12 protein-coding genes are annotated in these 10,432 nt (G+C 74.1%); 9 read left to right on the forward strand and 3 right to left on the reverse strand.

Annotated features, from left to right (window positions below; genetic code table 11):
* Together AC1MIR_RS08835 and AC1MIR_RS08840 are read left to right on the forward strand one after the other, a co-directional pair.
* Positions 1-829 (forward strand): efflux RND transporter periplasmic adaptor subunit (locus AC1MIR_RS08835; protein WP_480027804.1); only part of this gene is annotated, 829 nt, incomplete at its 5' end.
* Entirely contained in the window at positions 826-2,070 is a 1,245-nt protein-coding gene (locus AC1MIR_RS08840; protein ID WP_480027805.1) for an ABC transporter permease, read from the forward strand. The genes AC1MIR_RS08835 and AC1MIR_RS08840, both read left to right, overlap by 4 nt.
* Positions 2,071-2,080: 10 nt before the next feature.
* Here the strand turns inward: AC1MIR_RS08840 and AC1MIR_RS08845 are convergent, their stop codons facing one another.
* The gene (locus AC1MIR_RS08845) at positions 2,081-2,707 is read right to left on the reverse strand and encodes an NADPH-dependent F420 reductase (RefSeq protein ID WP_480027806.1); all 627 of its coding nucleotides are present in this window, start codon (positions 2,705-2,707) and stop codon (positions 2,081-2,083) included.
* 100 nt (positions 2,708-2,807) lie between these two features.
* Positions 2,808-3,737, reverse strand: coding sequence for a LysR family transcriptional regulator (locus AC1MIR_RS08850; RefSeq protein WP_480027807.1), 930 nt, complete (start codon positions 3,735-3,737; stop codon positions 2,808-2,810).
* A 119-nt stretch (positions 3,738-3,856) separates the two neighbouring features.
* Here AC1MIR_RS08850 and AC1MIR_RS08855 point away from each other — a divergent pair, with 119 nt between their 5' ends.
* From AC1MIR_RS08855 to AC1MIR_RS08865, 3 genes are read left to right on the forward strand one after another with little or no spacing between them, the layout of a single operon-like run.
* Positions 3,857-4,627 (forward strand): type 1 glutamine amidotransferase domain-containing protein, encoded by a 771-nt coding sequence (locus AC1MIR_RS08855; RefSeq protein ID WP_480027808.1) that lies wholly within the window; start codon positions 3,857-3,859, stop codon positions 4,625-4,627.
* Positions 4,628-4,648: 21 nt separating this feature from the next.
* Entirely contained in the window at positions 4,649-5,461 is an 813-nt protein-coding gene (locus AC1MIR_RS08860) for an alpha/beta fold hydrolase (protein ID WP_480027809.1), read from the forward strand.
* 25 nt (positions 5,462-5,486) lie between these two features.
* A complete protein-coding gene (locus AC1MIR_RS08865; protein WP_480027810.1) occupies positions 5,487-6,239 on the forward strand; it encodes an ABC transporter ATP-binding protein in 753 nt (250 codons plus the stop codon).
* Positions 6,240-6,255: 16 nt separating this feature from the next.
* Here the strand turns inward: AC1MIR_RS08865 and AC1MIR_RS08870 are convergent, their stop codons facing one another.
* Positions 6,256-7,152, reverse strand: a complete 897-nt coding sequence (locus AC1MIR_RS08870; RefSeq protein ID WP_480027811.1) for a diacylglycerol/lipid kinase family protein — start codon at positions 7,150-7,152, stop codon at positions 6,256-6,258.
* 186 nt (positions 7,153-7,338) lie between these two features.
* Here AC1MIR_RS08870 and AC1MIR_RS08875 point away from each other — a divergent pair, with 186 nt between their 5' ends.
* The 4 genes from AC1MIR_RS08875 to AC1MIR_RS08890 form a co-directional block, all read left to right on the forward strand.
* Entirely contained in the window at positions 7,339-8,142 is an 804-nt protein-coding gene (locus AC1MIR_RS08875; RefSeq protein WP_480027812.1) for a UDP-2,3-diacylglucosamine diphosphatase, read from the forward strand.
* A gap of 38 nt (positions 8,143-8,180) precedes the next feature.
* Positions 8,181-9,233: a glycosyltransferase family 4 protein gene (locus tag AC1MIR_RS08880; protein WP_480028729.1), complete on the forward strand. Its 1,053-nt coding sequence runs from the start codon at positions 8,181-8,183 to the stop codon at positions 9,231-9,233.
* A gap of 82 nt (positions 9,234-9,315) precedes the next feature.
* Complete coding sequence (locus tag AC1MIR_RS08885) at positions 9,316-10,002, forward strand: lysophospholipid acyltransferase family protein (protein ID WP_480027813.1); 687 nt, start codon at positions 9,316-9,318, stop codon at positions 10,000-10,002.
* Positions 9,999-10,432 (forward strand): 3-deoxy-D-manno-octulosonic acid transferase (locus AC1MIR_RS08890; RefSeq protein WP_480027814.1); only part of this gene is annotated, 434 nt, incomplete at its 3' end. The genes AC1MIR_RS08885 and AC1MIR_RS08890, both read left to right, overlap by 4 nt.

Below are 10,432 nucleotides of genomic sequence, written 5' to 3' on the forward strand. Positions count from 1 at the left end.
CATCACTGCCCGCATCCTGGTCGAGGCGATGGGCGGCGCCTTCCCCCGCGGCTTCGCCATCGAGAACCGCACCGGCGCCCGCGGCCACCAGGCCGCCCCAACCCCCCCCCCCCCCCCCGCCCCCCGCCCCCCCGCCGCGCGCGCCCCGCGGCCCCGGGCCGCGCGCCACGCCCGCGCCGCGCGCGCCGCGGCCGACGCGCTGGTGCAGCGGCTGGAGGATTTCGTCGTCCGCGCCCCGACCGATGGCGTCGTGCTGCGCCGCGACGCGGAAGCGGGGGAGGTGGTGGACACCCCGGCCTCGCTGTTCTGGATCGGCGAGAGGCTGCCGTTGCGCGTCACCGCCGAGGTGGACGAGGAGGACATCGCCCGCATCGAGCCCGGCCAGCGCGTGCTGCTGCGCGCCGATGCCTTCCCCGCCCAGGTCCTGACCGGGGAGGTGGCGCAGATCACGCCGAAGGGCGACACCACGCGGAAGGCCTATCGCGTGCGCTTGGCCCTGCCGGAGGACACGCCCTTGCTGATCGGCATGACGGTCGAGGCCAACATCGTCCTGCGCGAGACGCCGGAGGCGGTGCTGGTGCCGCCCGCCGCCGTGGTGCTGCCCTCCGCCGGCCGCGGCACGGCGCCGCCGCCGGTTCGCCCCGGCGCCACCCGCGACGGCACGGTCTGGGTGGTGGTCAAGGAAGTCGCGCATGAGCGGCAGGCCGGCATCGGCGTGCAGGGCCCGCGCGCCACCGAGATCCGCCGCGGCGTCGCCGCCGGCGAGGCGGTGGTCCTCGACCCGCCCGCGGCGCTCCGCGACGGCCAGCCGGTCCGGCTGCGGCCATGAGGCTGATCCTCGAGCTGGCCCGCGGCATGCTGCGGCGGCGCCGGCGGCAGACCCTCGTCTCGGTCTCGGGCGTCGCGCTCGGCGTCGCCTTCTTCATCGCCATCGCCGCGCTGATGCGCGGGTTCCAGACCTATTTCGTCAGCCAGATCATCGATGTGGCGCCGCACATCACGATCAAGGACGAGACGCGCCGTCCGCCCGCCCAGGCGGCGGAGCTGGCTCTGGTGGCCGGCGCGGTGCAGGTGCATGGCGTGAAGCCGCGCGACAGCATCCGTGGCATCCGCGCCGCCGGCGACAAGCTCGCCATGCTGGAGGCGATAGACGGCGTGGCCGCCGCGCCGGTGCTGCAGGGCCAGGCGCTGCTGCGCTACGGCTCGCGCGACGTCTCCGCCGTGATCACCGGCATAGATCCGGCGCGCCATGTCCGCGTCTCCAACATCGAGAAGGACATGACGGCGGGGCGGCTCGAGGATCTGCGCAGCGTGGCGAACGGGATCATCATCGGCGAAGGGCTGGCCTACAAGCTCGGCGTGCAGATGGGCGACACGCTCTCGGCCGTCTCGCCCACCGGCGTCGCGCTGTCCATGAAGGTGGTGGGGCTGTTCCGCACCGGCATCCAGACCGTGGACCAGGCGCACGGCTTCGCCCTGCTGAAGGTCAACCAGGTGCTGCAGGACCGGCCGAACGTGGTGAACCAGATCCTGCTGCGCCTGGCCGACGTGACGCGCGCCGAGCCGCTGGCCCGCCAGATCGAGGCGCGCTTCGGCGAACGCACGGAGAGCTGGGAGGAGCAGAACCAGAACATCCTCACCGTCTTCGTGATCCAGAACGCGATCATGTATTCGGTGACGGGCGCGATCCTGCTGGTCGCCGCCTTCGGCATCTACAACATCATCTCCACCGTGGTGTTCGAGAAGACGCGCGACATCGCCATCCTGAAGTCGCTCGGCTTCACCGAGGGCGACATCCAGCGCCTGTTCCTGGTGCAGGGCATCATCGCCGGCCTGCTCGGCGCGATCGCCGGCTGCGTGCTGGGCGCGCTGATGGTGGAGGCGCTGGCGCAGATCCGCTTCGACGTGAACACGCCGGCCGGCAATGACCGCTTCATCCTGGCGCGCGACTGGCGCGTCTATGTCGCGGGCAGCATCTTCGCGGTGATGGCCGCGGGCATCGCGGCGGTGATCCCGGCGCGCCGGGCAAGCCGGCTCGATCCGGTGCAGGTGGTGCGCGGCGCGGCCTGAGCGCGCGCCGCTATCGCCGCAGCAGCGCGAAGGCGAAGCTGCGGCCGAGGCCGCGGTTCAGCGCCAGGTCGATCCACAGCATCGCATGCGCCTCCAGCAGCCGCGCATTGGCCAGCGGCCCCGCATCCACCGCCTCGAAGCCGAGATCGGCCACCAGCGCCATCACCGCCGGCTTGCGCGCGGCATCGTCGCCCGCCACGAACATCACCGGCGCGGCGCCATAGGCCGCCGGATCGGCCATGGTCTCGGCGCCGGTGGTGTTGAGCGTCTTGAAGACGGAGGCGCCGCGGCACCACGCGGCGACGCGCTCGCCGCCCGAATCCGAGTGGCCGAAGGCGAGGCCGAGCCCCTGCGGTCCCATCGCCAGCGGGTTCGTCGCATCCAGCACCAGCCTGCCGGAAAGATCGCCGAGCGCGGCGATCGCCGCTTCCGTCTGCTGCCACGGCGTTGCGAGCAGCACGGCCTCGGCCCCCGCCGCCGCCTCGGCGGGCGAGGCCAGCCTGCCGGCCTCGGCGAGCGCCGCATATTTCGGCGCCGTCGGGTCACGCAGCCCGAAGGTCACCGCATGGCCTTGCCGCGCCCAGTTCCGCCCGAGCGCCGCGCCGACATTGCCCGCCCCGATGATCGCAATGCGCATCCGCCGCCTCCGCCCGTTCCGCGCCACGGCATGAGATTGCGGCCAGGGCGGATCGCACGCCATCGCATTCCGCTCATGCCCGATATCGACCGGCCGGCAATCACGCGCGCGCCGCGTCCCGCAGCGCCTCGCGCAGGCGGGCGAGCAGCCATTCGCGCAGCGCGCCGCGCGCCTGCCGCCGGTGCCACACCGCGGAGACGTCGAAACTGCGCAGCGGCAGCGGCGGCCTCGCCTGGGCCAGCCGGAAGCGCCGCGCCTCCGACCTGACCAGCCGCGCCGGCAGCGTCGCGAGCAGGTCGGACCGCGCGACGGTCGCCAGGGCCGGCAGGAAGTAGGGCACCGCCGCGACGACCCGGCGCGCCTCGCCCCGTTCCGCAAGCGCGCGGTCCACCACGCCGCGCAACTCGCCGTCCAGCGAGACGATGACGTGCTCCGCCTCCAGGAAGCGCGCCAGGGTCAGCCGGCGCAGCGCGGGATGCCCGGCGCGGCCGACCACCGCGTAGCTCTCCTCGAACAGCCGCTCATGCCCGAACTCCTCGGGCAGCGCCCAGAAGAAGCCGAGCGCCAGATCCAGCTCGTCGGCCGCCAGCGCCCGCAGCGCGTCGCGGCGCGCCACGGCGCGGAAGCTGACGGTCAGGCCCGGGGCCGCGGCCCGGATGCGCGCCAGCAGCGGCGCGGCCAGCAGCGCGCAGTGGTAGTCGAGCCCGCCGATCCGCAGGCTGCCCTCGGCCACCGCCGGATCGAAGCCGGAATCCGCGCCCAGCGCCTCGCGCGCCAGGTCCAGGATCCGGCGCACGATCGGCGCCAGCGCCAGCGCATGCGCCGTCGGCTCCACGCCATGCGGGCGGCGCAGGAACAGCTCGTCGCCGAAGATGTCGCGCAGGCGCCGCAGCGCATGGCTCACCGAGGATTGCGTCACGCCCAGCCGCTCCGCCACCACGGTCGCCTTCCGCTCCCGCAGCAGCCCGTCGAACACGAGCAGCAGGGCCATGTCGAGGCGGCGGAGGTCGATCTGGCCGATGGTCGTCACCCGGTGATTTCGCTCCGGTCGAAGTCGCGGTTCAAGCGATTTCAGTTCCGCGCCGTCACGTCGCCGCGCAGCCTGTCCCCACCCGCATGGGCCGACACAGCGCCGAGGACCGCCGAGCCGTGAGTCTCAAGGACCCCAACCCCGTCAACCGCACGCGCCCGAAGCGCATCGCCCTGGTCCTCTCCAACCCCGCCACCTCCACCACCACGGGCTGGCCGGTCGGATTCTGGTGGAGCGAGCTGACGCATCCCTGGCTCGCCTTCCACGAACGCGGCTACGCGGTGGAGCTGTTCAGCCCCGATGGCGGCGCCTGCGTGCCCGATGCGATGAGCGATCCGCGCGACGCCTCGGGCTATTCCGCCGACGACCTGGTCAGCATGGGCTTCATCGCCACCCCGCGTCTCGCCGCGCTGATCGAGGCGACGAAGCCCGCCGAGGCGATCGCGCCCGACGCCTTCGACGCGATCCTGGTCGCCGGCGGCCAGGCGCCCATGTTCACCTTCCAGCATGCCGAGGTCCTGCAGGCGAAGTTCAGCGCCTTCCTCGAGGCCGGCAAGGTCGCCGCCGCGCTCTGCCACGGCACCGCGATCCTGCGCTATGCGCGGCTGTCGAATGGCGAGCCCGTCGTGCGCGGCCGCACCGTCACCGGCTTCGCGAATGTCGAGGAGGACTTTGCCGACGCCGCGGTGTGGTCGCTCGGCGCCCTGCCGCGCGGCCAGTCCCTGATGCCATGGCGCATCGAGGACGAGCTGAAGGCGCTCGGCGCCAACTACATCCAGGCCGGGCTGTGGCGTGGCTTTGCCGTGCGCGACGAGAACCTCGTCACGGGCCAGCAGAATTTTTCGGGCGCCGAGACCGCGCAGGCGGTCATCGCGGCGCTTGGCGGCTGATCGGGCATGGGAAACGCAGGCATGCTCATGACACTCCGGCGCCGCGCGCTGCTCGCCGCCGCGCCGCTCGCACTCGCCCTGCCACCGCGCGCACGCGCACAGGCGCGCCCGCCCATCGTCCTGGTGCATGGCGCCTGGATGGGTGCGGCGGTCTGGCAGCGCACCGCGCAGGCCCTCGCCGCCGCCGGCCACGAGGTTCTGACGCCGGAGCTTCCCGCCCATGGCGCCGACCCCACGCCGGCCGCCGAGGCGACACTCGCGCGCTACGTCGCCGCCGTGCTGGCGGCGATCGGCGACCGGCGAGAGGTGGTGCTGGTCGGCCACAGCTTCGGCGGCATCGTCATCTCCGCGGTCGCCGAGCAGGCGCCGGAGCGGGTGCGGCGCCTCGTCTATGTCGCGGCCTATCTGCCGCAATCGGGCGAGAGCGCCTATGCGATCTCGCAGCGCGACCGCGACAGCCTGGTCGGCCGCCACTGGCGGCAGGAGGACCCGGCACGCAACACGCCCGCGACGATCGCGCGCGAGGGCATCGTCGAAACCTTCTGCTCCGATTGCGACGCCGCCGACGCGACCTGGCTGGTCGCCAATCACAGGGCGGAACCCGTGCCGCCGCTCGCCACGCCGGTCACGCTCACGCCCGCCCGCTTCGGGAGCGTGCCGCGGGCCTACATCCTCACCACCGCCGACCGCACCATCCCGCCCGCCCTGCAGCGCTCCATGGCGGAAGCGGCCGGGATCGCGGCGCCGGCCGAGCTGCCGACCGGCCATGTGCCGATGCTGTCGGCACCGGCGGCGCTGGCCGAGGCGATAGCCCGGATCGCCGCCGATCCGTGATGCCGACGCGGCCTGCAAGCAGGCCGTGAATGCGCGTAGTATCCCGGGCGTGGCCGAGACCGAGACGCAGCCCCGCGCGCAGACCGCGCCCGCCCCGCCGCTGATCGAGGCGCGCGGCGTCACGCGCACGCTGCCGGAGGGCGTCACGCTGGTGCGCGACATCTCGCTCGCGATCGGGCCGGGCGAGTTCGTCGCCATCACCGGGCCGTCCGGCTCCGGCAAGTCCTCGCTGCTCTACCTGCTCGGCCTGCTGGACCGGCCGACGCAGGGCGAGGTGCTGCTGGAAGGGCGCGACACGGCGCGGCTGCCGGCGAAGGAGATGGCGGCGCTGCGCCTCGCGCGGCTCGGCTTCGTGTTCCAGTTCCACTTCCTGCTGCCGGAATTCAGCGCCCTCGACAACGTGCTGATCCCGATCCGCCGGCTGGGCCGGCTCGGCGAGAAGGCCGGGCGGGAGCGCGCGATGTTCCTGCTCGAGACGCTCGGCCTGGCGGATGCCGCCCAGAAGCTGCCGGAACAGCTTTCGGGCGGCATGCGACAGCGCGCGGCCATTGCGCGGGCGCTGGCCAATGACCCGGCCCTGCTGCTGGCCGACGAGCCGACCGGCAACCTCGACACGAAGAACGCCGCCGCGGTGTTCGACATCTTCGCGCAGATGGTGGCGCGGGACGGGCGTTCGGTGATCGTCGTCACGCACGATCCCGGCCTCGCCGCCCGCGCCTCGCGGCAGGTGCATCTGGTGGACGGGCGGATCCTCTACGACGAGGCGACGCATCCCTGAGGCGCCGTGCCACGCCTCACGGCACGACGATGCCGAGCGGCTCGGGCGCGTCCGTCACCTCCACCGGCAGCAGACCGGCCGGGTCGCCATCCGCCTGCACGGGCACCGCGCCTGTCGCGGCAAGGCGGATGCGTCGCGCCGGCACGATCTCCACGCCGGGCAGGCGCGGGATCAGCCCGAGCGGCAACGCCGCGCCGGCCAGCGCCGCCTGCAGCGCGCCGCTGCGGCGGAACAGCACCAGCTGGAAGCCCGGCTCGGCAGGGCGCGCATCGGGCGCGATGCGGTAGCGACCGGCATAGAGCCGGCCCTTGGTGACGATCGCGCTCGCCGCCGTCGTGGTGACGCCGTCGCAGGTCACGGCGATCGGCGGGAAGTCGTAGCGCGTCATCTGCCGCAGCGATTCCAGCACATAGGCCGCGCGCCCGATGCGGCGCTTGAGGCCGAGATCGAGCCGCGCCACCACCGCCGCGTCGAAGCCGGCGCCCAGCATCTGCACGAAGAGCCGCGCGCTGCCGTCGGCGAAGCGCGCCACCCCCGGCCGCAGGCTCGCCATGCGCCCGGCCGCGATCACCGCCGCCGCGCGCTCCGGCGCTCGCGGCAGGCCGAGTTCCCAGGCGAGCACATTGGCGGTGCCGAGCGGCAGCACACCGAGCGCCGCGGCGCTTCCCGCGATACCCGCCGCGACCTCCGCGATGGTGCCGTCGCCGCCGGCCGCGACGACGAGCCGCACGCCGGACGCCGCCGCGCCGCGGGCCAGCGCCTCCGCATCGCCGGGCCCGCGCGTCTCCGCGACCTGCGGCGCGAGCCCGCTTGCGCGCAGCGCGCCGAGCGCGCGCGAGAGGCGGCGTTGCCGCCCGGCGCCGGCCGCCGGATTGAAGACGATGAGCACGCCCGGCGCGTAGCGCCGCCGCATGACGATTCGCAAACGCTTTGCTGACAGCCGCGTGACATGCGGCGCGCGCATCGCTCCACAGCCCGCCGCGCTGCCGACGTCATGCAAGATTCACGTCGAATCGCCGCGTTGCCGGCTACAGCGCGGCAACGCAACGGAAGTCGTCACGCCGCGGGCCGCGGTGGTGGCGGCGGGAACCGGACAGGCATGCACAGCATCGAGCCCAAGCGGCGCTACCGCACCGTGTTCCTCTCCGACATCCATCTCGGCACGCGCGGCTGCCGCAGCGACTTCCTGGTGGATTTCCTGAACCGCGTGGAATGCGACCGCCTGTTCCTGGTCGGCGACATCGTGGATGGCTGGCGGCTCAGGAAATCCTGGTACTGGGACGCGCAGCATGACGAGGTGATCCGCCTGGTGCTGCGCGCCGCGCGCAACGGCACGGAGGTCACCTACATCCCCGGCAACCACGACGAGGCGCTGCGGGACTGGCTCGGCATGGAGATCGCCGGCGTGCGCCTGGCGAACGAGGCGGTGCATGTCGCCGCGGATGGCCGCCGCTACCTCGTGATCCATGGCGACCAGTTCGACAGCGTGGTGCGCTACGCCAAGTTCCTCGCCCATCTCGGCGACTGGGCCTATGACTGGGCACTGACGATGAACCGCTGGTTCAACGCGGCGCGCCGGCGCTTCGGCTATCCCTACTGGTCGCTCTCGCAATGGCTGAAGCGCCAGGTGAAGGAGGCGGTGAAGGCGATCGACCGCTTCGAGACGGCGCTGGCGCAGGAAGCCCGCCGCCGCGGCCTGGACGGCGTGGTCTGCGGCCATATCCACCACGCCGAGATGCGCATGGTGGGCGGCGTGCTCTACATGAACGACGGCGACTGGGTGGAAAGCTGCACCGCGCTGGTCGAGCACCCCGACGGCCGCTTCGAGCTGGTGGACTGGGCGCGGGAGAACCGGCTCTCCTTCTTCCAGGCGCCGGCGGGCTCCGTCGCCGCGGCAGCCTGAGCCGGGCCCGCCCCTTGGACAGCACCGCCCCCTGGGGCATGGGCGGACTGGCCGGCACCCGGCCGGCACCGCGTCGCATCCTGATCGTCAGCGACGCCTGGCATCCGCAGGTCAACGGCGTGGTGCGCACGCTGTCCATCGTGGTGGACGCGCTGCGCGCGGCGGGCGACGCGGTGGAGGTGATCGGGCCGGACCGCTTCGCCTCCTTCCCCATGCCGGGCTATGCGGAGATCCGGCTGGCGCTGGCGCCCGGCCGGTCGCTGGCGCGCATGGCGGACGGTTTCGCGCCGGACGCGGTGCACATCTCCACCGAAGGGCCGCTCGGCTGGGCGATGCGCGGCCTCTGCCGCAAGCGCGGCTGGCGCTTCACCACCAGCTTCCACACCCGCTTCCCGGAATACCTGCACGCGCGCACGCGCATCCCCACCGCCTGGTCCTGGGCGGTGATGCGCCGCTTCCACGGGGCCGGGTCCGGCACCTTCTGCGCCACGCCCTCCCTCGCCCGCGAGCTCGCCGGCCGCGGCTTCACCCAGGTCGTGCCGTGGTCCCGCGGCGTGGACCTCGCCCGCTTCCGGCCCGAGGCCGCGCGCCACGGCGCGCCCGAGCCCTGGGAAGGCTTGCCGCGGCCCATCTTCCTCTATGCCGGGCGCGTCGCGGTGGAGAAGAACATCGAGGCCTTCCTCGCCCTCGACCTGCCGGGCAGCAAGGTGGTGGTGGGCGACGGGCCGCAGCGCGCGGCGCTGCAGAAGCGCTTCCCCGCCGCGCATTTCACCGGCTACCGGGAGAATGGCGCTCTCGCCCGGGCCTATGCGCAGGCCGATGTCTTCGTCTTCCCCTCCCGCACCGACACCTTCGGGCTCGTGCTGCTGGAGGCGTTGGCCAGCGGCACGCCGGTGGCCGCCTATCCGGTGACCGGGCCGCTCGACGTGATTGCGGATGCGCCGGTGGGGGCGCTGGACGCGGACCTGCGCGCCGCCTGCCTGCGGGCGCTGGGGGCAGACCGGGCGCTCTGCCGCGCCCATGCCGAGCAGTATTCCTGGGACGCCTGCGCCCGCCGCTTCCGCGACAGCCTCGTCCCGATCGGGGGGTGAGGGCAACGCGGAGCTGAAATTTCCTGTCCCGCGCCGGCCGTGCTAGGGGCGCGGGCATGACGTGCCTCCTGCCGCGGGATCCATGCGCCGGCTGATCCGCCATCCCGCCGTGCAGGCCGGGCTGGCGCGCATCCTCGGCGCCTACATCGCCTTCGTCGCCCGCACCACGCGCTGGACGCTGCTGAACCGGGACGCCGCCCTGGCCGAGGTGGCGTCGGGGCGGCCGCTCATCCTCGCCTTCTGGCATGAGCGCCTGCCGGTGCTGCCGGTGGTCCGCCGCCTGGCCATCGCCGAGAACCCCGCCATCGCCCGGCTGACGCCCTACATCCTGGTCAGCCAGCACCGCGACGGGCGCTTCATCGGCGCGGCGGTCGAGCGCTTCGGCTTCCGGATGGTCTATGGCTCCTCCTCCCGCGGCGGCGGGCAGGCCCTGCTCGAGATGATGCGCATCCTGGAACGCGGCGACCCGGTGGCGATCACCCCGGACGGGCCGCGCGGGCCCCGCCGGCGCGCCGCGCCGGGCGTGGCGCAGCTCGCCGCGCTCTCCGGCGCCGCGGTGCTGCCGCTCGGCGGCGCCACCCGCCGCCATCGCCTGCTGCCGAGCTGGGACCGGATGATGCTGCCGCTGCCCTTCGGCCGCGGCGCCATCGCCTGCGGCCGGCTGATCCGCGTGCCGCGCGACGGGGCGGAGGCGGCGCTGGCGGAGATCGCCGCCGAGCTCGACGCCGCCTGCGACGCGGCCGATGCGGCGGTCGGCATCCGGCCATGAACCCCGGCCCGCTCGCCTGGCGCATCGGCGCGACGCTGCTCGCGCCGCTGCTGCCGCTGCACCTCGCCCGGCGCGCCCGGCGCGGGAAGGAGATCGCGGCGCGGTTGGCGGAGCGGCGCGGCGCGGACGCCGCCCGCCCGCCCGGCCGGCTGTTCTGGTGGCATGCCGCCAGCGTCGGCGAGACGGCCTCGATGCTGCCGGCGCTGCAGGCCATGGCGACGCGCGATCCGGCGCTGCGCTTCCTCGTCACTACCGGCACCGTCACCTCGGCCGAGCTGCTCGGCCAGCGCCTGCCGGCGGCGCTGGCGCCGCGGGTGGTCCACCGCTTCGTGCCGCTCGACGTGCCGGCCGGGGTGGCGCGGTTCCTGCGCGCCTGGCGCCCGGCTGCCGGCGCCGTCGGGGAAAGCGAGCTGTGGCCCCACCTGCTGGC

The sequence above is a fragment of the Falsiroseomonas sp. RANM36 genome (assembly GCF_056682175.1).